This window comes from Advenella sp. FME57 (genome assembly GCF_014897675.1).
Lineage (GTDB): Bacteria > Pseudomonadota > Gammaproteobacteria > Burkholderiales > Burkholderiaceae_B > Advenella.
On record NZ_JABUXU010000011.1, the window covers coordinates 89,236 to 112,355 of the forward strand.

General features: G+C 50.4%; 21 protein-coding genes. 10 read left to right on the forward strand and 11 right to left on the reverse strand.

Features of this window, described 5'->3' with window-relative positions:
* Window positions 1-137 precede the first annotated feature (137 nt).
* The 4 genes from INT32_RS13970 to INT32_RS13985 all read right to left on the reverse strand — a co-directional run bounded on the left by INT32_RS13970 (window position 138) and on the right by INT32_RS13985 (window position 4,060).
* Window positions 138-875: a class II aldolase/adducin family protein gene (locus INT32_RS13970; protein ID WP_370540236.1), complete on the reverse strand. Its 738-nt coding sequence runs from the start codon at window positions 873-875 to the stop codon at window positions 138-140.
* A 70-nt stretch (window positions 876-945) separates the two neighbouring features.
* Window positions 946-1,917, reverse strand: coding sequence for a tripartite tricarboxylate transporter substrate binding protein (locus INT32_RS13975; protein WP_193089345.1), 972 nt, complete (start codon window positions 1,915-1,917; stop codon window positions 946-948).
* A gap of 89 nt (window positions 1,918-2,006) precedes the next feature.
* Entirely contained in the window at window positions 2,007-3,197 is a 1,191-nt protein-coding gene (locus tag INT32_RS13980) for a 3-hydroxybenzoate 6-monooxygenase (RefSeq protein ID WP_193089346.1), read from the reverse strand.
* Window positions 3,194-4,060 carry a fumarylacetoacetate hydrolase family protein gene (locus INT32_RS13985; RefSeq protein WP_193089347.1) on the reverse strand — a complete coding sequence of 289 codons (867 nt, stop codon included), beginning with the start codon at window positions 4,058-4,060 and terminating at the stop codon, window positions 3,194-3,196. Before INT32_RS13985 ends, INT32_RS13980 begins: the two co-directional genes overlap by 4 nt.
* 136 nt (window positions 4,061-4,196) lie before the next feature.
* Between INT32_RS13985 and INT32_RS13990 the strand changes: the two genes are divergently transcribed.
* Window positions 4,197-5,093 (forward strand): LysR family transcriptional regulator, encoded by an 897-nt coding sequence (locus tag INT32_RS13990; RefSeq protein ID WP_193089348.1) that lies wholly within the window; start codon window positions 4,197-4,199, stop codon window positions 5,091-5,093.
* A gap of 85 nt (window positions 5,094-5,178) precedes the next feature.
* Here the strand turns inward: INT32_RS13990 and INT32_RS13995 are convergent, their stop codons facing one another.
* From INT32_RS13995 to INT32_RS14020, 6 genes are all read right to left on the reverse strand, one after another.
* Entirely contained in the window at window positions 5,179-6,171 is a 993-nt protein-coding gene (locus INT32_RS13995) for a tripartite tricarboxylate transporter substrate binding protein (protein WP_193089349.1), read from the reverse strand.
* A gap of 161 nt (window positions 6,172-6,332) precedes the next feature.
* Complete coding sequence (gene leuD / locus INT32_RS14000; RefSeq protein ID WP_193089350.1) at window positions 6,333-6,971, reverse strand: 3-isopropylmalate dehydratase small subunit; 639 nt, start codon at window positions 6,969-6,971, stop codon at window positions 6,333-6,335.
* A 14-nt stretch (window positions 6,972-6,985) separates the two neighbouring features.
* Entirely contained in the window at window positions 6,986-8,398 is a 1,413-nt protein-coding gene (leuC, locus tag INT32_RS14005; RefSeq protein WP_193089351.1) for a 3-isopropylmalate dehydratase large subunit, read from the reverse strand.
* Between the two features lie 121 nt (window positions 8,399-8,519).
* Window positions 8,520-9,554, reverse strand: a complete 1,035-nt coding sequence (locus INT32_RS14010; RefSeq protein ID WP_193089352.1) for a cupin domain-containing protein — start codon at window positions 9,552-9,554, stop codon at window positions 8,520-8,522.
* A gap of 532 nt (window positions 9,555-10,086) precedes the next feature.
* Window positions 10,087-11,730, reverse strand: a complete 1,644-nt coding sequence (locus tag INT32_RS14015) for a long-chain-fatty-acid--CoA ligase (protein WP_193089353.1) — start codon at window positions 11,728-11,730, stop codon at window positions 10,087-10,089.
* 60 nt (window positions 11,731-11,790) lie between these two features.
* A complete protein-coding gene (locus INT32_RS14020) occupies window positions 11,791-12,459 on the reverse strand; it encodes a GntR family transcriptional regulator (RefSeq protein WP_193089354.1) in 669 nt (222 codons plus the stop codon).
* A 285-nt stretch (window positions 12,460-12,744) separates the two neighbouring features.
* Between INT32_RS14020 and INT32_RS14025 the strand changes: the two genes are divergently transcribed.
* The 8 genes from INT32_RS14025 (at window position 12,745) to INT32_RS14060 (ending at window position 21,292) form a co-directional block, all read left to right on the forward strand.
* Window positions 12,745-13,773, forward strand: coding sequence for a TRAP transporter substrate-binding protein (locus INT32_RS14025; RefSeq protein WP_193089355.1), 1,029 nt, complete (start codon window positions 12,745-12,747; stop codon window positions 13,771-13,773).
* 127 nt (window positions 13,774-13,900) lie between these two features.
* The gene (locus INT32_RS14030; RefSeq protein WP_193089356.1) at window positions 13,901-14,386 is read left to right on the forward strand and encodes a TRAP transporter small permease subunit; all 486 of its coding nucleotides are present in this window, start codon (window positions 13,901-13,903) and stop codon (window positions 14,384-14,386) included.
* Window positions 14,376-15,689 (forward strand): TRAP transporter large permease subunit, encoded by a 1,314-nt coding sequence (locus INT32_RS14035; protein ID WP_193089357.1) that lies wholly within the window; start codon window positions 14,376-14,378, stop codon window positions 15,687-15,689. The genes INT32_RS14030 and INT32_RS14035 overlap by 11 nt, the downstream gene beginning before the upstream one ends.
* Window positions 15,690-15,722: 33 nt before the next feature.
* Entirely contained in the window at window positions 15,723-17,054 is a 1,332-nt protein-coding gene (locus tag INT32_RS14040) for an FAD-dependent oxidoreductase (protein WP_193089358.1), read from the forward strand.
* A 21-nt stretch (window positions 17,055-17,075) separates the two neighbouring features.
* Window positions 17,076-17,819 carry an enoyl-CoA hydratase/isomerase family protein gene (locus INT32_RS14045; protein ID WP_193089359.1) on the forward strand — a complete coding sequence of 248 codons (744 nt, stop codon included), beginning with the start codon at window positions 17,076-17,078 and terminating at the stop codon, window positions 17,817-17,819.
* Window positions 17,816-19,399, forward strand: a complete 1,584-nt coding sequence (locus INT32_RS14050; protein ID WP_193089360.1) for an acyl CoA:acetate/3-ketoacid CoA transferase — start codon at window positions 17,816-17,818, stop codon at window positions 19,397-19,399. The genes INT32_RS14045 and INT32_RS14050 overlap by 4 nt, the downstream gene beginning before the upstream one ends.
* A complete protein-coding gene (locus INT32_RS14055) occupies window positions 19,392-20,156 on the forward strand; it encodes an enoyl-CoA hydratase/isomerase family protein (RefSeq protein WP_193089361.1) in 765 nt (254 codons plus the stop codon). Before INT32_RS14050 ends, INT32_RS14055 begins: the two co-directional genes overlap by 8 nt.
* A complete protein-coding gene (locus INT32_RS14060; RefSeq protein ID WP_193089362.1) occupies window positions 20,150-21,292 on the forward strand; it encodes an acyl-CoA dehydrogenase family protein in 1,143 nt (380 codons plus the stop codon). Before INT32_RS14055 ends, INT32_RS14060 begins: the two co-directional genes overlap by 7 nt.
* 17 nt (window positions 21,293-21,309) lie before the next feature.
* Here the strand turns inward: INT32_RS14060 and INT32_RS14065 are convergent, their stop codons facing one another.
* Window positions 21,310-22,218, reverse strand: coding sequence for a LysR substrate-binding domain-containing protein (locus INT32_RS14065; RefSeq protein WP_193089363.1), 909 nt, complete (start codon window positions 22,216-22,218; stop codon window positions 21,310-21,312).
* A 110-nt stretch (window positions 22,219-22,328) separates the two neighbouring features.
* On the opposite strand from INT32_RS14065, the gene INT32_RS14070 reads away from it, so the two are divergent.
* Entirely contained in the window at window positions 22,329-23,036 is a 708-nt protein-coding gene (locus tag INT32_RS14070; protein WP_193089364.1) for an SDR family oxidoreductase, read from the forward strand.
* Window positions 23,037-23,120: the final 84 nt, after the last annotated feature.

A 23,120-nucleotide genomic window follows, 5' to 3' on the forward strand; every position in this document is an offset into this window, starting at 1 on the left:
GTCAAAATGGGAATTGGCAAAATAATAAGGCAGAAGCAGTCATTTAAAACGTATATTCATCAAGTGCTGCAACTGATTCATGCAATGTAGAACAAATATTCCTTTTCTGAATATATATTTTGACACGCCAACTCGCATTATACCTTTTGGCGTTTCAACTCCCAGCACCATAAGTCCCAAGCCCTCTTAATCTGCCCCTGTGCCGTTTTGTCCGCGGTGGCCGCCTCTTCAGGCGTAAGATATTCGCATTCACCAAGGCGCTCAGCTTCCATTTGTAGGCGAGCTCCTTTTTCTGTATATATAGAGCGGAAAACCGCCTCAGGAATACTCGATCCCGTAATTGTCACGCCATGTCCTCTCATCAAGACTAGCGGAGATTTTCCTTTGCAATTAGCGAGCGCTACTCCCAGCGACAAGCTATCGATTAACAGATTTGAGCCATTGCCAGCAAATTCTCGAATTTCAAAATTCGGAATGTGCTTTGATAAAAACCCCGACATGTGACAAACAGGTTGCAGTTTTGCGTTTTTTGATACGGTAAATGGAACAACAGCAGGAGAATGATTATGCACAACACTCATCACTTCAGGATCTGCAGCATAGATCGCGGCATGAATATAACGCTCTAGATATAAAGAAACACCAGTATCTTCAACTGGAGAACCAACTAGGTCCAGCACCTGAATATCGTCAGGAGTAACAAGAGCAGGCGCTCGATTGCGAGAAATTAAAAAATGATCTGGTCTCTCCGGGTGTCGGACGCTAACATGCCCGAAAGCATCAAGAACACCCTGCACATATAGTATATGATTGGCTATGGAAAGTTCATCACAATATTCAGAAACAATATCCTTTGGTTGGCTACTTATACTCACGTCGAAAATTCCTTTTAATTAATCGAATAAACTGGACTTCAAGTCACACAATAATGAAACCGTAGATGTATTACTTCCCTTTCATCTCAAGTTCGCGAGCCACATGAGTATATTTACTTAGCTCGTCAGCCATACGTTGTTTGAATTGATCACTGTTTAATATGTAGGTAGAAATCAAACGGTTGGCCAGTTCTTGTTGTACGTTATTGTCATTAATGATTTCCAAAAACTCGAGCTCCAGATATTTCGTAATCTCCGGAGGCATATCTTTTGGGCCAAGAAAGCCGAACCATACTTCCTCAGCAAACTCATTAAATTCCTTGGTTTCTTTTACCGTTGGAAGATTTGGCTTGAAAGCTAATCTTTTTTCGGAAGCAACAGCGATATACTTCAGTTTTTTAGACCGAACCAGACCATCAAGATTAGGAATAGAATTAAATAGCACGGAAACTTGGCCAGCAATACCGTCTAGTGTTGCTGGAGCGCACCCGGCGTACGGAATATGAACCATCTTGGTTTTGGCTAAATTATTAAACTGCTCGCCCGCAAAGTGCTGAGGAGACCCATTTCCGCAAGAAGAATAGTTCAACTCTTGTTTTGTGGTTTTAGCATACTTAACTAGCTCATCGACTGAGTTAGCAGGAATAGAAGGATGCACCGCTATTGCGACAGGTGTGGAAGCTACCGATGCTATATATGTCAGATCTTTTAATGGATCTACTGCATGCTGTATTCCTAAAGCGGTTGTCATACTAAGCGTATTGTTATTAAGCAGTAATGTATATCCATCCGGTTTGGATCTCGCAACATAACTGGTGCCGATATTACCAGACGCTCCAGCCTTATTTTCTACCACTACTGGGTGCCCAATACGCTTTGAGAGTTTATCTGCCATTAGTCTCCCAATTAAGTCTGCACTGCCTCCGGGAGGATATGCAACTACAATAGTGATCGGTTTACTGGGGTATGCTGACTCAGCATGTACCAGAGCACTCATTCCTAATGTACTGACCAGAGCTACAAACACTTGTAATAGTTTCATGATTTTTTGTCTCCATAATATCTATATTTTTTCCGCATGGATATAGGCAGCTAATCTGTTCCTTATTGCCTGTCGTGACACAACGATAGCTAAACTGGGATTTGATCTTTGTCGTACATCCAAGCCATGCTTTCCATCGTCTGTTCTGGTGTTCTCGACTTTAAAAAATGGTTACGCAGATCACGGGTGGCATCAGCTGCATGATATGCTTGGCCATATAATCGTGCGGTCTGTTGAATTCTAGCTGTGCGTAAGTACCGTGCTTTTTGAAAGCTAGAAAATGCAGCATTAAAATCATTACCAGTTAATGTCAAGTGTTTGGATAGACAAACAGCGTCTTCCATTGCCATGCAAGCGCCTTGCGCAAGATATTGCAGCATAGGATGCGCTGCGTCGCCGAGCAGCGTTGTATTTCCTTTTGTCCAATTCGCTATTGGCTCCCGGTCGCACAAGACCCACATACGCCATGAATCAATTTTTTCCAACATGCCGAGCACTTCAGGTCTAGCACCCTTAAACCGTAAGTTTAATTCTTCGGGGTCTCCGTAGGAATCCCATCCTTCATCAAATCGGTCGCTATGAAATACCGCCACTAAATTAAACATGTCGTGCCCTCTTAGAGGGTAGTGCACTAAATGGAAGCGAGGCCCCATCCACACAACCATTGCATTTTGTCGGTTCGCTTCAGGTACTTGGTCGAGTGGCAATACAGCACGATAAGCGATATGTCCTGATATCCGCGGTTTGCCATCGCCTACGATGCGCTGACGAACTGTTGACCAAAGCCCGTCGGCGCCAATAAGAGCCGCGCCAGTATGCTGTTGTTCATCCGCTGCGGTGACTACGACTTCCTTACCGTTTGCGTTGAAATCTGTAACCTTTTTTGCGGACAGCAGATTAACCTTTCCAGTTTCACGGCAGGCCCTTAAAAGTACGGAATGTAGATCTGCACGATGGATCAGCCCGTAAGGTTTACCAAAGCGTTTTGGAAATAATTTGGCGACTGGCAGGCGTACAATTTCCTCACCACTGATTGCATCCATCGCCACGATGTCATCTGGATAAACGGTTAATTCGTGTACTTCATCAGCTATACCCAAGTCATCAAATGTATGAAATGCGTTGGGCCCCAATTGTATCCCGGCGCCAATTTCCTTGAATTCATCTGCTTGCTCGAAAACGGAACTTTCCAGTCCATTTCTAGCCAAGGCCAACGCAGCCGATAATCCGCCCACTCCACCACCGGCGATCAAAACCGGATGTTTTGAATTTTGTTTCATACTGCCCCCAACGCTTGAACCTTAACCGTGATATTGCCGACATTATCCAGCTCCATTACAATGGTGTCGCCTGGATTCACCGTTCCCACTCCTTCCGGTGTTCCTGTGTATATTAAGTCTCCAGGATGCAGCGTATAGAAAGAGGACGCAAACTCGATCAGGTGGGGTATATCGATAACTAGATCTTTTGTGTTGGCTTTTTGACGTTCTTCGCCATTAACAGTCAAACGAAAATTCAGTATTGATGAATCCGGTACTTCATCGGCTGTCGCGAGCCATGGGCCCAATACCGAATATGTATCTATCGATTTTCTCATGCTCCTTTCTTCTGGGCCACGGGTCGTCATGTCAAGCCCCGCGCAAAATCCGGCAACGTGCTCCATTGCGTTTTTGGCGGATATGTTTCTTCCAGCTTTGCCGATTACTACTACCACTTCGGCTTCGTGATCATTTCTTCTATTTGGGTGTGCGATCTGTACTGGTTCTGAAACGCCAATCAATGAACTGGTGGCTTTCAGAAATAAACCTACACGTTGAATTTCCCCAACTTGATTGGAGTGGTGAATTTCACTATCAGTCCGTGCTTCTTCAAGATGCTTCAAGTAGTTCACTGGAGCAGCGATGATTTTTCCTGGGTTCGCTACCGGAGCTAGCAGTTTGATTTGCGATAAGGGTATCGGTTTGCTCTGGGATGCGAGTTGTTGAATACGGGGACGTGATGAATCCAAATTGGCAATTAACACATCATGAGTTGGGAACGGATAGCTGTATTGAGGTAAATCACTCAAAACCTTCGTCACTTCATAGACGTTATTATCGCGAACGACTCCTAATTGATTCGAACCAAAGCGGCAAAGCAGCATTATTATCTCCTTGAATATGCTGTCAGTATTGCCAATAGTTGCTATAAATTCAATAAATCATTACTTATTATGTGTATTGTATTTAACTATATTTGATATAGAATATTTACTTACTAATAATTAAGCTGATGCCAAATTGACCAATCTTGATATTCGCGATATAGAGTTAATAGATACGCTTGTTCGCACAAACAATATTTCAGTTACCGCAGAGCTGCTTGGGTTAAGTCAACCCTCTGTCAGTATCCGTATTGCCAAATTGCGCAAACACTTCGCTGATCCGCTTTTTGTTCGTACTAGTGAGGGTATGCAGCCTACCCCGAAAATCACATCACTATTACCAGCAATACACGCTGTCATCAATCTGTTTTCGGAAATTGAAGAGGGGGATGTTAAATTTGACCCTAAGACATCTAGTCGGGTATTTCGAATAGGGATGACCAACACAGGTCAAATAGTAGTTATTGCAAAACTAAAAAATGCTTTAAATATGCTTGCGCCAAATATCCGGCTCGAAGTTGTCGAATTAACGGCCAATAGCCCAATGCAACTTGAGCGAGGAGAAATAGACATAGTTATGGGATTTACAAAAATTATGGGGCCCGGCTTTTATCAACAAAAATTATTTAGTGAGCATTATGTTTGTTTAGTGCGGAGCAATCATCCCAGAATAAAGAATTCTCTGTCAATTGAACAGTTCATTAAGGAAGATCACGTTTCTGTTAAGAGTAGTGGTACAGCGCATTGGCTTTTAGAGAAAGCAATTGACGATGCGGGTGTTACGAGAAAGATCGCACTTTGGGTACCCGCGTTTCTGGGGCTTGCAGAGATTGTTCGAACCACTGACTTATTGGCGCTGGCGCCTATTCATTTGGCGCGTATTTTATGCCGGGACAAATCTGTTCGGAGTCTGGATATTCCCATCCAAATTCCTTCCTACGACGTAAAGCAGTATTGGCACGAGCGTTATCACCAAGAATCTGGCAATATTTGGTTGAGAAAGATTATCGCCAATACCATGCAGAATGAGTAATCCAAAATTGGACCAGTTTTGCTTACTTATTTCTTTATTCATCAGCGATAAGCACGAAATTATATAAATTCTGCGTAGTTTTAATTCATTCGATCCGGATATTTCCCTCGCGAATTAATTTTTCGTAAATTCTGGCTTTGGCGCTTCCCTGTTGGCTAATGTCTTGGGGACCCCATGTTAGTCGCTCAAATGCAAATGCATCAAAGTTCTTTTTTACCTTCTCACTATCAGTCGCTTTCGTTATAGCGGAATGGATTTTTTCAATCAGCTTCGGATCGATCCCTTTCGGTGCAAGTACAACGGCAAACGAATCGACCTCCAAGTCGGCTGGTCCGTTGGCTTCTGCCACAGTCGGTACATTTGGCACTCTCGGATGCCTTTGTTTAGCCGCGATCGCAAGATATCGCAGGCTTCCCTTCTTGTATAAACTTTCGCTTGAACCAATACTCGCAAATGCCCATTGAATTTCTTCTGCGCTAAGATTGACGTAAAGTTGCGCAGTTTCTTTATATGGAACATGTATCATGCTGGTATGGGTAATCATTTCGAGCTGTTTTCCGCCCAGATGACCAGGACTGCCGACGCCCCAGGAGCCATAGCTTACGGCATCTGGATTTTTCTTGGCAGCGTTTATCAGGTCCTGCATATCTTTCCAGGTAGACTTGTTTGGCACAGTTACAAAGAAGGGAGTTCGAAATAGTGCCGAAACAGGATCAAATAACGCCATTGGAACCACTTTTCTTGACGGATATAAAAATGGCAATGCACTCAATTGCTCGCTGTCAATCTGTAGTAAGGTATATCCGTCTGGTTTGGCACGACGGGCTTGCTCTATTGCGATTAACCCGGCTCCTCCTGGGCGATTGTCGATCACAACTGGTTGTTTCCATTGCTGGGATAAATTTTCTGCTACCATTCTCAAAACAGCATCTGGGCCACTGCCAGCTGAGAAGGGCGTTACGATTGTCACTGGTCGGTTAGGATAAACTGCTTCATTTTGTGCAAAAATTTTCGAAGTCCCGAACACCGCCAGAAAAACAAAAAAATGTAGGCTTAAAATCTTAATTATTCGCTGCATAGGATTTGTCTCATTTTAGTTAAATATAAAATACCGAAAATACCGTCGTAATCACCGACTAATATTAAGGATTCATGGCTTTATTGGGTTCGCTATCGCGGTCTAAATGCATCTGTCATAATACGTTGAGTTGTTAAATTTGATATGCGTCTTCTTATTTCTTATCTAAAGAACCAAGGTTCCCTCGCTCTTTGAGCTGCTTCGAATTTTCGAATTTTTTCTGAAAACTGAAAAGTTATATCTATATCATCAAGACCATTTAACAACCTATGTTTTCTGGAGGCATCAATGTCAAACTGAAAGACAGTCTCTCCGTTTGCTGTAATTAATTGATCTTCAAGGCTAATATATAGCGCTAATTGCGCTGACAGCTCATACTCGCAAAAAAGGCTGTCAACAATAGTTGGGTTAACCACTATAGGGAGGACGCCATTTTTGAAGCAATTGCCATAAAATATATCTGCAAAACTTGGAGCGATTAATACTCTTATTCCGAAATCATGCAGCGCCCAAACGGCATGCTCACGGCTGGAGCCACATCCGAAATTTTCCCGAGTTAGTAATATTTTTGCGCCAGCATATTGTTGTTTATTCAAGCAAAAATTCTGATTTTTTTGTCGATCTTCTGTACGCTGTCCTGGTTCTCCACGATCTAAATAGCGCCATTCATCGAATAAGTAATCACCAAACCCAGACCGTTGTATTGACTTTAGAAACTGCTTGGGTAAAATTGCATCGGTGTCAACATTAGCGCGGTCTAATGGCACAACATTAGACGATAGCGTTTTAAATGCGTCCATGGTTCCAACTCTTCTTAGTGAATGTCAGTAAAATGGCCAGCAATTGCTGTCGCCGCTGCGGTAGTTGGGCTTACAAGATGACTTAACCCCCCCGTGCCTTGTCTACCTTCAAAGTTTCTGTTCGAAGTAGAAGCACATCGTTCACCTGGCGCCAGTCGGTCATCATTCATTCCCAAACACATTGAACAGCCAGGTTCACGCCATTCAAATCCAGATTTTTTAAATATTAGGTCCAGTCCTTCAGCTTCGGCCTGCTCTTTGACTAATCCAGAGCCCGGCACGACTAATGCTTGACGAACAGTTGGAGAAACAGACTTGCCGGCTACAATTGCGGCTGCCGCTCGCAAATCTTCTATTCTCGAGTTAGTGCAAGAGCCGATGAACACTTTGTCTATTTGGATGCTTCTTATGGGCGTTCCGGGCAAAAGTTTCATGTATTCAAGCGCACGTCTCATCCCTTCGCGCTTTACAGGGTTAACTTCATCGTCAGGATCAGGCACCACATCATCTACTGAACTGACCATGTCAGGAGAGGTTCCCCAAGTCACCATTGGACGAATTGTAGAAGCCTCAATAACCAGAGTTTTGTCGAAGTGTGCCTCAGGATCGCTAACTAAGGATTGCCAACGAGTCACGGCAGCGTTCCAATATCGTTTTTGCGGGGCGTATGGCCTGTTTCGAAGATAGTCAATTGTTTTTTCATCAACTGACACAAGTCCGACTCGAGCTCCCGCTTCGATTGCCATATTACAAATGGTCATTCTCCCTTCCATTGATAATTGGCGAATGGCCGGGCCATCGAACTCTATTGCGTAGCCGGCCCCTCCGCCTGCGCCAAGACGTTGAATGACAGTCAGTATAAGGTCCTTAGCGGATGTGTTAAAAGGGAGCGTACCTTCAATTTTCACAAGCATCTGTTTCATTGGCTTCATGGCCAAACATTGTGCTGCTAACACGTGTTCAACGTCTGACGTACCTACTCCAAACGCTAAAGCTCCAAAAGCGCCATGAGTACTCGTATGTGAATCGCCAGCTACAACCGTCATTCCAGGGAGAGTTCCTCCTAATTCCGGTCCTATGACATGACTAATTCCCTGGTTTCTCGAACCTAGCCCAAAAAAATTAATATTGAATTCTTTGCAGTTTTTTTCTAATTGTTTAACTTGCTGTCGCGACAATATATCTGGGATGCTATCGGTGCTATGCCTTTCCTCGGTTGTTGTGGGAACGTTGTGATCCACTGTGGCAATTACAGTTTCTGGTCTTCTCGGGCTGCGGCCATTTAAACGGAGCCCTTCAAAGGCCTGGGGACTCGTAACCTCATAGACTAAATGGCGATCAATATATAACAATGTCGTGCCATCTACGTCCTGATGTACAACATGGCTTTGCCATAGCTTGTCAAATAATGATGAAGGTCTGTCCATTGATTTGCGTTTCCATTAGTCATCACGTGACTCGATAAATCCAGTAATTAACGTTGCTACGAAAGTTCATGTAAGCGCATCAATTGGCTGGGTTTGTGAAATTATTAAATTTTTGAGCGCCTTATCTGACCTCAAAAACGCCCATTTTTTTATGTAATGGACTTTCATCAGCCATGAAAATAAACGCAGGTTTATCCGCGCATCGATTTTGGAGTCGTACCGATGTATAACCAGGAGAGCAGCAGGTATCCGCTTCAGCCAAACTGAATTCTATTTCAGCAATAGATGCAATAACCCCGCCCTCTATGATGTGAAATAAGGTGGATGGCGAGCGTGCAGGAATATCTAGAATTTGACCAGGGCGTAACATTAGTGCATAGAATCCCAGAATGTTTTCAGCGGATTCGCCTGTTTCGGGATTGATATACTCCACTTGTATTGCGTCTATTTCTGCATTTTCTTTTTCAAGTGCTAGTAATGTGGATCGCACCTTCTCCCATGGATAACGCAACATGGGATAGCGGTTTCCATCACGCAAAAATATAGGTGAAGGCAACACCCCGCCATTGGCGTAGACACGATCCCCCCGGCCTGATTTGACAGTTTGTTTGGGCCCGTCAACATGGTAACTCGTTTCCATGTAATATATGAGCGGGAGGTCGAGAACATCCAGCCAGACCACAGGCTCGTCTCCCTCATGACTATGCTCATGCCACAAACCTGAAGGTGTCAGGATAAGATCACCTCGACTCATCGGACATTTTTCACCCTCAACGGTTGTGTATGCGCCTTCTCCCTCCACAATCATTCTTACTGCATTGGGTGTGTGACGGTGGCTTGGCGCCCACTCACCTGGTAGCAATAATTGCATGCCTACGTACATAGCAGGGCTGACTTTCATTGCATTTAATCCGTGTCCTGGATTAGCCAAAACTAAAACACGCCGTTCAGCCTTTTCAATTGGGGTCAATTCTCCCGCTTTCATTAAGAGCGGGCGAATAGCCTTATAGGTCCAATGGATCGCCTGAGTCTGTGCCGTTGGGATTCCTGGGGGCAGGAGTGCTTTTAGACTTGGCCAGAGCGGAACAAGATTCTCCGATTCAAGATTCTCCAGATATTCCTGGGGTAACTCCTCAAGCGTCCCGATATTTTTCATACTAAAGCACCATAGTATTAACCTACTGCTAATACGCATTAGGTTTTTGGAATTGACAATAGTCAGATTTTCTGACTTGCGTTTGTTAACTATAGTCATCGGGTTTTATTATTACAATAAATAAAAATATATACCCATTATTGTTATTTTCTATAGTGGTATCAATACCGAGCTGTCGTCGCAACGGTGACTGGTTCGGCGAATGGAGTTCTTAACGAACGATTTAGACGGCATGCAGTCGGGCCAGCTAAGCAAAGCTTATTGATAATTGGCTGAGTTCAATTGACAGGATAGGCACGCATCATAAATTCTAGACATAGGGTTCATCAAACCGTGATATTGCCAAATTTATTGAGTTATTCGGCTGTATGTCGATGCTCTGGAGTGGTCACCTGGTAGGCGCCGGTTTGTTCCATGGGTGGTCGTTACGTGTGCGTATCGTGTCCGCCACTCTGTCCTGCATTCCCGAATGGCACCACTCACAATCTGATATGAGGTGTAAAACCCGCATCCGCGCCCCAAATAAGCTATATCAGGCACTCCTGCTCGACCACGATTGGGCGGGTGCCTCTGCTGCCCGACTTGGCCAGTCGGCATACGCTTCACGCAGCTGACGGCGTGCGATCTTGCCCACGGCAGTGCGTGGAATGTTAGCGACCGCAACGAACGCCTGGGGAAGCTGCCATTTGGCGAATCGTCCAAGCAAATGTAAACGCAGTGCTTCGTCTTCAATCGTGGCGCCTTGCGCCAACACCATCAACGCGAGGGGCCGTTCACCCCATTTTTCGTGTGGAATGCCGATGACTGTGCACTCAATAACTTCAGGCAATTCAAGCAGCGCATCTTCCAGGTCTTGAGGGGGGATCCATTCGCCGCCCGATTTGATCAGGTCTTCCTTTCTTTCCAGTACCTTCAGGTTACCGCTAGGGTCGATGTGACCGATATCGCCGGTGCACAGCCAGCCATCCTTGGTCCAGCGGCCAGGCAAGTTCAGTTCAAAGTACTTGTCTGTCACGCATGCGCCTTGCACCTGGACTTCGCCAATAGAGTGTCCGTCATGTGCCAGCACGTTACCCTCCGATACGATCCGAATATCAACGATGGCCATCGGCTTGCCTTGGCTCAGGCGCCAATCGCCACTTACCAGGTCTACCGCCTTGTTATGTTTGGGCGAAGGCCTGCTCACCGTAATGATGCTTGCTGTTTCGGTCATACCCCACCCTTGAAGCAGCGTGATACCAAAACGCTCAAGGCGGTCAAACAGGTGCTGCGGGGGCGCGGCGCCGCCCGTTATGATGGTCATCGGACAGAGGTTGGACGATGTCGCAGCATTTTCCTCCAGGCTGCGCGCAAGTTCTTGCCAGACCGTTGGCACCCCTGCTGAAAACGTGACCTGCTCCACCTGCATGAGCTCTAGCAAGCTCTGAGGATCGACCTTAGGGCCGGGCAGAACAAGCTTGGCGCCGGTGAGCGCAGAAGAAAAGGGCAGGCCCCAACCATTGCCGTGAAACATGGGGACAACGGCCAGGATCGTGTCGTTGCGACTGACGCCGTAACCATCGACCATGGCCTGTGAGAAGGCATGCATGACCAGGCCGCGGTGAGAATACACCACTCCCTTGGGGCGGCCGGTGGAGCCGCCGGTGTAGCAAATACTCGCCGGAGAATCCTCTCCTACCTCGGGCAGTGTCACGCCAGACGGCACCGGTTCCTCCAGCCACGCCTCGTACGTTGCAAAACCTGCTGCGTCCCCAAGCCCGTATCGGTTGACGATGACCTTTTCCACCGTGTCAAGTCGGGGCAGTATCTCGAGGATCTGGGGCAGCAACACATCATCGACGATCAGAATCCTGTCCCTGGCATGGTTGATAATGAAGACCAGGTCATCAGGTGACAGGCGGTGGTTAATGGTATGCAGCACGCCACCAGCGGCCGGCACGCCGAAGTAGGCTTCCAGGTGGACGTGATGATTCCACATCAGGGAACCGACGGTTTCGCCTGGCTTGATATTTTCAGCGGCCAGCCTCAGGGCCAGGTGCCGGCTGCGCGCCGCGATTTGCGCATAGCTGTGCCTGCGTAATTGCCCATCGGGCATTTTTGTCACAACTTCAGTCGTGCCATACATACGTTCGGCCAGACGGCAGAGCCAGTTGAGCGTCATGGGAAAGTGCATCATAAAGTGTCTCCGTTACACAGGTTCTCGGGCCCGCTTATCGATGTGGCGGTTATTAAAAGTTCATTTCTTGCCGTATGACTCAATAGTCGAGCGGCAAAACTGCTCCAGATAATCAACAAGCCGGTCTGCATTCTCGACGGCAGCCGCTTCATTCCCAAGCGAGATGCTACGCATCAAATTGGCATGCGCGGCGCCGGCGGCACTGAGGTCGCCCCAACGCTCGTAGTGGATATACCAAAATCGCCGGGAGCGAGCATGGACCAGGGACATCACACTTTGAATGAGCTCGTTTCCCGAGGCTTCTTCCAGAGCAGCGTGGTTGCGACGCGTTGCCTGGAGGAATTCGTCGCCGTCGCCAGCCGCGGCGCTCTTCTCCGTTGCCGAGGCCAGTTCAAGCATGGCAGCGCGTTGGCTGGCGTTGGCCCGCAAGGCGGCGCAACTTGCCACCAATCGCTCGAGTGGGCGCCGGATTTCAAGCACTTGCAACTGCATTGCGATGGTGACATCCACCACCATGATTCCCCGCCGAGGCAAGACGGTAACCAGACCGACTTGTGCCAACTGCTGCAAAGCCTCCCTTACCGGCGTGCGGCCAATGTTGATCTGTTGCGCCAGTTCTGCCTCGGAAAACAGGCTGCCGCCTCGAATCCGGCCTCGGATGATCATGTTTTCGAGCGCTTCGTAGGCGACGTCTTTTAAAGGCTTTTCATGTAAAGGGTTTGTACTCATATACGTTATCCATTGTTTCAATCTTGCCTGTGTATCGGCACCGAGTGAAGAAGTCACTTCTATCTAATATATCACCACAACAGAATCAATATTGCCAATTCAAAGCGTAACTTCTGATTTATTGGGGATAACCCGCGAAATAAATCTTTCTGATATATCAGAGATTATTTATCTGATATATTAACATCTATGCATTGATATGTTAGATAAATTCGATGCTTTCGAAGTCGTTACGTTGTCCCCTTCACCAATAGCAATAATGATTTTCCCCGAGGAGAGGTTTAGATGAAATTATTTTCACGTCATACTTACGCGTCGCTAGCCATTGCGCTCGCTGCAACGCTACCCACGCAGGCATCAGCAGATAAATCCCAGACCTGGCGTGTCCAGAGCTTGTGGCAGTCTGGTACCGTCACTCAACTGGCGTTTGAGCGCTGGGCCAAAGACGTCACGCAAAAGACCAATGGCAAGATCAAGGTCACGCCCTTGCCAACCGGTGCGATAGTGGGACCAAACGAAACGTTCGATGCCGTTGCCAGAGGCATCCTCAATGGCCAGCACCCAGCAACCGTCTACTGGAGCGGCAAGAATCCAGCATTTGCCGTGCTGGGCGACTTGAACGCCGCGTACGATGACCCTAAGCTTGCCTACGAGTATTTCTATGAGCATGGTGGACTGGAGTTGTTGCGCGAGGCGTACAAGCCCTATGGTCTTTATCCGATCGGTGCGGTGTGGTGGGGTGCAGAGTCCCTACCCACGACGCGTAAAGTAGCTTCGCCGGAAGACCTGGCCGGCCTGAAAATCCGTCTTCCCCAAGGCATGTCTTCAGACCTGTTTGCCAGCTTCAAAGCTGTGCCAATCAATCTACCAGGCTCCGAGGTCTTTAGTGCGCTCGATAGTGGCACCATCGAAGCCACCGACTGGGGCACGCTTAGCATGAACGAGGAACTCGGTTTCCACGACATTGCCAAGTTCGTCATCTATCCGGGCATTCACTCTACCCCTACGGGCGACGTCTCCATTCCATTAAAAGTGTGGGACAAGCTAGACCCCGAGACGCAGAAGATACTTGAGCAGTCGGTCAAGGATTTTGGCCAGGACCTGGCGGCTAAACTCCAGGAGGCTGATGCCGCGGTCGCGCAGAAGCTTGAGGCGCGCGGCGTGCAGATCATCGACTGGAGCGCAGAGGATCGCAAGAGGTTCCGTACCGCCGCCATTGCTATCTGGAATAAATATGGCGAGAAAAATGATCTGTCGCGCCGCGCAGTCGACGGTCAGGTCAAATTCCTTCGCAGCAAGGGTCTTATTGAGTGACTTGGCCTGCTGACCAAAAGCGGCGGCTTTTCGTTAGCCGCCGCTGCTCACGCATCCACTCGTTATACCACGCTCACTCTTGGCTGAGCCAAAGCGCGGGACCTCGCGCACTCTGGAGCAAGCAATCATGCGATTCATCAATAACCTGAACCAAAAAATCGGAGATTACGCAAGTGCCATTTACTTCGTGGTCTTCGCTGTCATGGTCTATGACGTCATCGTCCGTTATATCTATCATACGCCCACCGAGTGGGCACTGGAATTTGTCATCATGGTGGTCGGGATTCACTACGTGATCTCCGGCGCCCATGCCATCAAGAACAACACGCATGTGCGCATTGACGTCATCTACAACCTGCTGCCGGTACACACGCGGCGCTGGATGGATGTCTTGGGACATCTGTTGGCCATCGTTTATCTATCGATCATCGTTTATTACGGAGTTGAACAGGCGTTGCCCGCGATTGAGATGGGAGAACGCTCCGGTGGCGGATGGAATTCACTCGCCCCGACGTACATGAAGATCGCGATTCCCCTTGGCGCCGCATTAATGGTCCTGCAAAGCGTCGTCTCCTTCATTGATTCTGTAAAGGGTGTTTGTAATGAGCAGTGAAATCGTTAGCCTCGCAACAGTAGGCATTTTATTGTTGCTTCTTTTCACCGGTATGCCGCTCGCGTTCGCGACTGGGATGACTGCCGTCATGTTGACCCTTTGGCTTTTCGAACCAGAGACACTGTATTTCATTCCTAGCCGGATATTCACCTTGATGAATAACTATGCACTGATTTCGGTGCCATTGTTCGTCTTGATGGGTTGCATCCTGGAGAAGGCGGGCGTCGTCGAACGACTATTTTATGCTCTGCATATTTGGTCAGGACGCTTGCGCGGTGGCTTGGCCGTCGGGTGTCTCCTGGCGGCAACGATACTGGCCGCCATGGTTGGTGTCATCGGCGCTGAGATCGTAGTCCTCGGCATGGTGTGCCTGCCGACCATGCTGGCGCGCGGCTATAACAAACAACTATCGGTTGGGGTGATTTGTGCCGGTGGATCGCTGGGCACCATGTTACCGCCCAGTATCGTGCTGATCGTCTATGGCCTGGTCTCACAAACTTCCATTGGCACCTTGTTCGTCGCTGCAGTTCTGCCAGGGTTCCTGCTCGTCTCACTGTATCTTGCCTATGTGCTCATACGCTGCTACATGAATCCGTCTCTCGGGCCCTTGGCACCGCGCGAAGAGCTCGACCTTCCGATCATGGAAAAGATTGCACTCGGTCGCGTATTGATCTTACCGGTAGCCTTGATACTGATGGTCCTCGGTGCGCTGTATAGCGGCATTGCGACACCCACCGAAACCGCAGCAATAGGCGTGCTGGGCTCGCTAATTGTGGCTTGTGTCAACGGTAAATTGAGCTTCGATGCCGTCTGGGACTCGCTTCGGCGAACGGGAAGTACCGTCGCCATGTTGACGTGGATTTTCTTTGGCGCCTCCGCATTGGTGTCGGTCTACACGCTGGCGGGCGGCACCGCCTTCCTGCAGGATTTGATCACCGGCTTGCCCATTCCGCCCTTGGCTACCATCGCACTAATGATGTTGATCCTCATGATCCTGGGCTGCTTTATCGACTGGATTGGAATCGTGCTGCTCACGATGCCTATTTTTGTACCGGTCATCAAGGCATTGGGCTTTGACCCTATCTGGTTCGGGATTCTATTCTGCATGAACATGCAGATCTCCTACCTGGCCCCGCCGTTCGCACCGGCCGCGTTCTACCTAAAAGCCGTGGCGCCGCCCGATATTTCGCTTGGTGACATCTTTAAAGGTGTTGCCCCCTTTATCGGGCTTCAGATCATTGCGTTGTTGCTCGTACTGTTCTTCCCGAAGATCGCGACGTGGTTACCGAGCTTCATGGGTTAACGCTACTTGGCTACTTTGAAATTGGAGAGAAATATGATAGATGAACGTCAACAGTTTGCGCTGGAGGCAGACGTGCTAGTGATTGGAGGGGGTGCCGCAGGGGTGGCCGCCGCAGTGACGGCGGCGCGGCAGAAGCTGAAGGTCATCCTGCTCGAGCGCTATGGTTTTGCCGGCGGTGGCGCCGTCGCGGGATTGTCTGGCACGATCTGCGGTCTATTCGAAGCCCGGCAGGACCCCAAGGCAGGACCCGTGCGTCTGGTATACGGCTTTGCCGAGGAGTTTGTCCAGCGCATGCAGGCCAGAGGCGGCCTTTCCGGTCCAACGCTTTACGGCAAGACTTATACCCTGGTTCATGATCCCCTGACGTGGCGTGAGGTAGGTGACGGCCTTCTTGCCGACAGTGGTGTTCAGGTGCTTTATCACACCGTCGTTAGCGATGTGTTGATGGACGGGGGTGAACGCGTGGCCGGCGTGGTGGCCTACACCAAACAAGGCAAGCTACGCGTCACGGCAAAGATTACGATCGACGCCAGTGGCGATGCAGACGTGACTGCGATGGCAGGGCTGCCCACCTACCGCAGCTTGAACGGTGTTATTCAGAACCCGACCATGATCTTTCGCATCAATGGGGTAGACGTGAAACGGTTCCTGGGTACATACGGAGACAATAGCGTGCTTCTTGGTCCTGTCGTCGAGATGATCCACAAGGCTAACGCATCCGGGAAATACGCCTTGCCGCGCCAGAAGATCTTCCTGTTCCCGACGCCACGCCCGGACCAGTTACTGTGCAACTGCACACGCATCCTGGGTGAAGATGGTCGTGACCTGGATCCTCTTGTTGCGGCTGACCTGACAGAGGCGGAGATTCAAGGCCGCAAGCAAGTGCGCGAGTATGAGCGCTTTTTCCGCGATTATCTTGTTGGGTGCGAAAACGCCTATGTCAACGATACCGGCGTGCAAGTTGGCATTCGCCAAAGCCGCCAGGCCATGGGTGTGGCCACGCTGGCTAACAGCGATGTCGTTAAGGGAACCAAGTTCCGCTCCGGCATTGCACGTTCGGCATGGCCCATTGAGCAGCACGCGGGAGCCATACCCAAACTGGAGTGGCTGTTTAACGACTACTACGAGATCCCATACGAATGTTTCGTGCCGTCGGCAGGGGAGTCGATTCTGGTGGCCGGGCGATGTCTGTCGGCGGAGGCCGAAGCCATGGCCTCGGCACGGGTGACTGCGCAATGTTTTTCGTACGGGCACGCTATCGGCCACGCCGCAGCGCTCGCTGTACACGAGAACGTACAGCCCCGAGATATTGATCCTATTGCCGTACGCGTAGCCGTAAACCGCGACGGCGCACAACTTGATTGAATGAACGAGGAGAATTAAACCATGATTAAAGTAGAACACAAGGACAACGTGGCGATTGTCACCCTGGACCGCGCTAACCGGCGCAACGCCCTGGGCAGCGCCATGGTCGAGGATCTCGAGCGCCGGTTTGCCGAACTGGACCGCGAGACTTCCGTTGGCGCCATCGTGCTAACAGGCGCGCAGCCTAGCTTTTGCGCAGGCAGCGACCTCAAGGAACTGGGCACAATGAACCTGGCTGAGATGGCAGAACACGAAGCCATCACCGCCGCCATTGCCCGCAAAATCACCTTCCTTAACACGCCTGTCGTCGTTGCAGTGGAAGGGCATGCTTTTGGTGGCGGCTTCATTCTGGCCTGCTCGTGCGATCTGATCGTCACGAGCGCCGTAGCGCGATGGAACCTGGCCGAGGTGCCCAACGGCTGGCTGCCTCCCTGGGGCTTGCAAGCGCTGGTGTCTCGCGTAGGCCCGGTAGTTGCCAAACGGCTTACCTTTGGTCACGAACTCCTAAGTGGCGCCGATGTGTTTCGGCTTGGCCTGGCCGACTACGTGATCGACGAAGGTAAGTCACTGGAGGAGGCGATGCGCATTGCCGGTCTCATTGCAGACATGCCCCAGCCCGCGGTGGCTTCCACCAAGCAGTTTTTTGCCCCCTTGGTTGCCGGCACGAGCGAGGCGCTTGACGCGGGTGCCAATCGAGTCTTCATCGATAACTGCAAACATGATCGCGCTAAGGCAACGCTTGCTCGATTCGGAGCAAAGGCATGAGCAAAATATGCACAGCGGCCGAGGCGGTCGCTCACATCAAGGATGGTGATGTCGTGGCCAGTGTTGGGGTCATCGGTTGGATTACCCCTGACACCATACTGCGAGCGCTGCGCCAACGCTTTGACGACACACAAAGCCCGCGAAATTTAACGTTTTACTTTCCATGCGGCACGGGCGACGCGGTGGGCATACCGGGTATGGATCATGTCGCTACCGAAGGCCTTATGAAGCGAATCGTGTCGGGTTCGTACGTCAATCCGACCCATCCTGAGACCGGTGCTCGACCCGCCCTGATGAAGCTTATCCAGGAAAACCGGATCGAAGCATATAGCTGGCCCATAGGCGCCAGCATGCATTGGCTGCGCGAAGTGGCTCGCAAGAGCCCCGGCTACTTTACCCGAGTCGGGCTCGGTACCTATATCGATCCCGAGCAAACGGGCGGGCGCCTGACCACGCTTGCCACCGAGGACCTGGTTCGCAAGGTGCAGTTCGAGGGCGAGCCCTTGCTCTTTTACCCCACCTGGACCCTGAATACCGCCATCATTCGTGCGACAGCCTCAGACGACCTTGGCAATTTGTCCTTCGAAGAGGATCCGCTCCTGTCCTCGAACATTGCCTTGGCCCTGGCGGTGAAGGCGTGTGGCGGCAAGGTCATCGCGCAGGTCAAGCGCATCGTGCCACGGGGTTCGCGACTTGCCGTCTGCGCTCGCATTCCTGCGGCGCTCGTCGATCACATTGTGGTCGATCCTGAGCAGATGATGGTCACGGACATTGCGACCGACGCTGCCTACCAGGGTAACCAGAACGCGCCGCTGAGTTCGTTAAAGAGATTGCCCCAGACGCCGGCAAAAGTCATTGCCAGGCGAGCGGCTCGCGAAGTGAAGCAGCACGAACTGACGATATTTGGCTTTGGTGCGTCCTCGGATGTACCGCTGGTCATGGTTGAAGATGGTCTGATCACTGAGTCAAACATTGACGACTATTGGTTCACGACGGAGCATGGCTCCTTTGGTGGCATCGTCATGAATGGGTGGCAATTCTCCGCCAATATCAACCCACGGGCGAACGTGGATGGCGTCACACAGTTCGATCTGATTGATGGCGGCCTGTGCAAATTCGCCGCGTTGGCATTTGCACAGTTTGATGCGAATGGCAGCGTTAATGTCAGCCGCTTTGGCACGGCGAATCCGGGGGCGGGCGGGTTTATTGACATCGCACAAAACGCACAGCGACTCGTTTTTACTGGCACCTTCACGACTGGCGGCTTAAAAATATCCTATACCGACGAGGCTGGTTTAAAGATCGAGCGCGAAGGCCAGTCGCGAAAGTTCGTCAAACAGGCTGATCACATTACTTACCGGCTTGGCGACGGCGTTGGAAAGGGCCAGAAAGCGCTGCTCATTACCGAACGCGCGGTGTTCTCGGTGACGCCAGACGGTCTCATCCTGGAAGAAATTGCACCCGGTATTGACCTGCAACGAGAAGTGCTCGATTTGATGGACTTCCCACTTGTCAGCATACGCGAGCCTCTTGCGATCATGGATCGCGCGTTATTCGTAGAGGAGAGTGTTCATGTTTGATGCTCAGGATGTGGTCGGGATAAAGGCTTACGGCGCCGTCACGGTGCTGACGATCCAGCGGGGGTTTCGCCGCAATGCAATGGATCAGGCCCTGATCGATGAACTTAAGGCGCAGTTGCTAAAACTGGATAGGGACCCATCCGTGGGAGCTATCGTCCTGCAGGGAGAGAACAACGGCTTTTGCTCGGGCAGTGATTTGAAGTTTATCAGTCAGTTGAGCGTGGAGGATATGGCTCGCTTCGAACAGGAAACGGGCGACATGGCGCGCCTGTTTGCCTTTGTGAAGAAGCCGGTTATTGCCGCCGTTGAAGGCTTTGCGATCGGTGGTGGCTTTATCCTGGCTATCTCTTGTGACGTGGTGGTGGCCGGGGAACAATCACGGTGGAGCTTACCTGAAGTGCCGCACGGGTGGCTGACCCCCTGGGGTCTGAACGCTTTAATCGAGCGGGTGGGGCGGGTGCGCGCCCGTAACCTTTGCTTCTGCCTGGATGAACTAAGCGGCAAAGACATGCTCGGTATGGGCGCCGCTGATTACACGGCGCCAGATGGCCAGGTTCTGGACAAGGCGCTGGCGCTGGCTACCCGACTCGCCGCGCTGCCACGGACAGCCGTGGCGAGCACTAAACGTTTTTTTGCTAACCAGATGATGCCGCATGCCGAAGTGATGGACTTCGAAGCCAATCACTTCTTCGTAGAGAACTGCCGCCATCCGGATGCGGCCAGCACCTTAAATAAACACAGGAAACCAAAATGCTGATTGATTTTAATGATGATGAGAGAATGCTCACGGAAGCGGTGCGCCGTTTTGCGCAACAGCAACTGGCACCCGCGATGCCCCAGCACCTATCTGACCATGAGTTCCCGACCGCACTGGTAAAGGCCTTTGGCGAAATGGGGTTTATGGGGACGTCATACGACCCTGAGTACGGCGGTGGTGGCCTGGGCACCTGCGGCGCAGCGCTTGTTGCTGAGCTTCTCGCCCGCGTGGAGCCGTCTTTCGCGGCAATTTTTTTGTGCAACAGCGCCCCCACCTCGTTGATTGCCCGCTACGGCAACGACGCCCAAAAGCGTCAATGGCTGCAGGCCATCAATGAAGGCAAGATGATCGCCTCTTTTGGTGTGACCGAGCCGCAAGGCGGGTCCGATGTTGCCGGCGTGAAAACCACTGCCGTGCTGGAAGGGGACGAATACGTTATCAACGGCCAGAAGATGTTCTCGACCAACGCCGGTACGCCGCTGCACGGATTTTCGACCGTCGTCGCGGTTACTGACCCGGACGCAGGCGCAAAGCGTCTGTCGTCCTTCATCGTGCCTGTCGGCACACCTGGCTTTTCGGTCGGCAAACCGGCCAAGAAGATTGGCTGGCGGTTCGCCGACTCGGTTGAACTCTTCTTTGATAATGTACGCATCCCGAAGGAGTATCTCATCGGTCAACGAGGAGATGGATTAAAACAGGTGCTGACGGTGCTGAGTGTGGGTCGCATATTAGTGGGCGCGACAGGGCTGGGCCTCGCTCGCCGCGCCATCGATCTTGCCAAAGCCTTTGGTCGCGATCGCAAGGTCTTGGGCAAGCCTATCCTTGAGCATCAAGGTTTATCGTTTCCGCTTGCCGATATACTGACCAAAATCCATGCTGCGGAGCTGATGGTTCGTAATGCGGCCACTTTGGTTGACGAAGGACGTCCTTTTCGCAATGAGACCGGCATGATCAAGCTCTTTGCCAGCGAACTGGCAGTGGAGGCCGCGCTGAAGGCCATCCAGGTGCACGGTGCCTACGGCGTGTTTGAAGAATATCCTGTTTCTGGCCTTTTAGGAGAGGCCAAGGTATTGGAGATCGTCGAAGGCACGAGCGAAATCCAGCGGCTGGTGATCGCCCGGGAATTGCTCGATTAAGCACGCTGCAACGATCATTATTCAAAATGCTGAATATCACCATTTTTAAAACTCAGGAGCCATTCTCCGACGACTCTGGTTGGCCCATCCCAGCGATGTCTCGGGGCGACGATATAAAAATCCGATCTGCCTCGCAGAGACCCTTCGTAGAGCCGGGTCAGCCTGCCTTCTTTGATGTCTTGCTCAACGAAAAAACTGTTGGTCAGCGCAATGCCCTGACCGGCAATGGCTGCCTCTATGGCGTGTGCGGTTTGATTGAACTTAATGCCAATGTTCGAAGGCACCGATGCCGGTCCGATTACGGATTGAATAAACTCGGGCCAGAAATTGTGAGTATCGCCCAATAAGAGGAACTGCTTCAGATCATCCGCGTTCTTTGGTCTGCCGCCCATTTTAGATAAAAGGCTGGGACTGCAAACGGCAATAATATCTTGCTGGTATAGAAGTTCTGTATGCAGCCCCGATCCAAATGGAGGCCGACCGTACCTGATGGCAAGATCCACTTTGTCCAGGTGAAAGTTTGATATCCGTTCAGTGGCAACGATCTGTAAATCCAGCGACGGGTTTCTTGAAAGAAAGTCCGGCAGGCGGGGGATTAGCCATTTGGAAGCGAACGTCGGTGTGACACTGAGCGTGATTCGTCTTGGCTCGGGCTTTATTTGGAGTGTTGCCTCCGTGATGATGTCAAATGCACGGCTGATACTGGCAATATAGATTCTCCCTTCACTGGTCAATTGTAGCGAACGAGATAATCGATCAAAGAGTTTGATACCAAGCTCCGTTTCCAATTTTCGAATCTGTTGAGCCACCGCGCTTTGGGTAACCCCCAGTTCTTCGGCCGCCAGACGGAAATTCAGGTGCCTGGAAACGGACTCGAACATCCGCAGGCCGTTTAACGAGGGAACAGGTTTGGTTTTCTCATACATGCAATAGATTTTCTACATGAAATTTAAAATTTAAGTACGCAATTCAATATCCGGAAAATGATATTCTTCGTATAGATATTGATCTTACTGCATAATCACGGAGCATTTTAATGACTGTAGAAAAAGTTGCAATTGTTATGGGCGGAGGCAGTGGTATGGGCGCAGCGGCAGCTCGGCGTCTGAGCTGCGATGGATATAAAATCGCTATCCTGTCTTCTTCTGGTAAAGGTGAAGCATTGGCCAATGAATTGGGCGGGATTGGTCTGACTGGCTCAAATCAGTCCAATGAAGACATCAGGCGTCTTGTAGACGAAGCGGTAAAAAAATGGAACCGTATTGACGTGCTGGTCAATAGTGCTGGGCATGGACCCCGTGGTCCTATACTGGAAATGACAGATGAACAGTGGCATGAGGGCATGGACGTGTATTTCATGAATGTTGTCCGGGCAACAAGGCTGGTGGCGCCCATCATGCAGACGCAAAAGTCCGGTTCGATCATCAATATATCCTCTGCCTGGGCGTTCGAGCCGGCAGCCATGTTCCCTACGTCAGCCATTTTTCGTGCAGGACTGGCCTCATTTACAAAACTCTTTGCCGATCAGTTGGCCGCTGACAATGTTCGCATGAACAACGTTTTGCCAGGCTGGATAGACAGTTTGCCCGAGCTGGACGAGCGACGGCAGGCAGTCCCGATGCAACGGTATGGCCGCAGCGAAGAAATCGCCGCAACTATTGTCTTTCTGGCGTCTGATGGCGCCGGATACATTACAGGGCAGAATATTCGGGTGGATGGCGGCCTGACCCGCTCCATTTCCTAGATCTGACCCAATTGTTCTATTTAGGTGTGCGCGGTTTGCAGCTTTAACCGAATCTGTCAGGCATGCGCACCCAGCCCATTCCTC

Excerpts from the sequence above, each read along its gene's own strand:
- INT32_RS13975 (WP_193089345.1), bottom strand. The coding sequence starts at position 1,917 with ATGAAACTATTACAAGTGTTTGTAGCTCTGGTCAGTACATTAGGAATG.
- INT32_RS13980 (WP_193089346.1), bottom strand. The coding sequence starts at position 3,197 with ATGAAACAAAATTCAAAACATCCGGTTTTGATCGCCGGTGGTGGAGTG.
- INT32_RS13985 (WP_193089347.1), bottom strand. The coding sequence starts at position 4,060 with ATGCTGCTTTGCCGCTTTGGTTCGAATCAATTAGGAGTCGTTCGCGAT.
- INT32_RS13995 (WP_193089349.1), bottom strand. The coding sequence starts at position 6,171 with ATGCAGCGAATAATTAAGATTTTAAGCCTACATTTTTTTGTTTTTCTG.
- leuD (WP_193089350.1), bottom strand. The coding sequence starts at position 6,971 with ATGGACGCATTTAAAACGCTATCGTCTAATGTTGTGCCATTAGACCGC.
- leuC (WP_193089351.1), bottom strand. The coding sequence starts at position 8,398 with ATGGACAGACCTTCATCATTATTTGACAAGCTATGGCAAAGCCATGTT.
- INT32_RS14010 (WP_193089352.1), bottom strand. The coding sequence starts at position 9,554 with ATGAAAAATATCGGGACGCTTGAGGAGTTACCCCAGGAATATCTGGAG.
- INT32_RS14015 (WP_193089353.1), bottom strand. The coding sequence starts at position 11,730 with ATGATGCACTTTCCCATGACGCTCAACTGGCTCTGCCGTCTGGCCGAA.
- INT32_RS14020 (WP_193089354.1), bottom strand. The coding sequence starts at position 12,459 with ATGAGTACAAACCCTTTACATGAAAAGCCTTTAAAAGACGTCGCCTAC.
- INT32_RS14025 (WP_193089355.1), top strand. The coding sequence starts at position 12,745 with ATGAAATTATTTTCACGTCATACTTACGCGTCGCTAGCCATTGCGCTC.
- INT32_RS14030 (WP_193089356.1), top strand. The coding sequence starts at position 13,901 with ATGCGATTCATCAATAACCTGAACCAAAAAATCGGAGATTACGCAAGT.
- INT32_RS14035 (WP_193089357.1), top strand. The coding sequence starts at position 14,376 with ATGAGCAGTGAAATCGTTAGCCTCGCAACAGTAGGCATTTTATTGTTG.
- INT32_RS14040 (WP_193089358.1), top strand. The coding sequence starts at position 15,723 with ATGATAGATGAACGTCAACAGTTTGCGCTGGAGGCAGACGTGCTAGTG.
- INT32_RS14045 (WP_193089359.1), top strand. The coding sequence starts at position 17,076 with ATGATTAAAGTAGAACACAAGGACAACGTGGCGATTGTCACCCTGGAC.
- INT32_RS14050 (WP_193089360.1), top strand. The coding sequence starts at position 17,816 with ATGAGCAAAATATGCACAGCGGCCGAGGCGGTCGCTCACATCAAGGAT.
- INT32_RS14055 (WP_193089361.1), top strand. The coding sequence starts at position 19,392 with ATGTTTGATGCTCAGGATGTGGTCGGGATAAAGGCTTACGGCGCCGTC.
- INT32_RS14060 (WP_193089362.1), top strand. The coding sequence starts at position 20,150 with ATGCTGATTGATTTTAATGATGATGAGAGAATGCTCACGGAAGCGGTG.
- INT32_RS14065 (WP_193089363.1), bottom strand. The coding sequence starts at position 22,218 with ATGTATGAGAAAACCAAACCTGTTCCCTCGTTAAACGGCCTGCGGATG.
- INT32_RS14070 (WP_193089364.1), top strand. The coding sequence starts at position 22,329 with ATGACTGTAGAAAAAGTTGCAATTGTTATGGGCGGAGGCAGTGGTATG.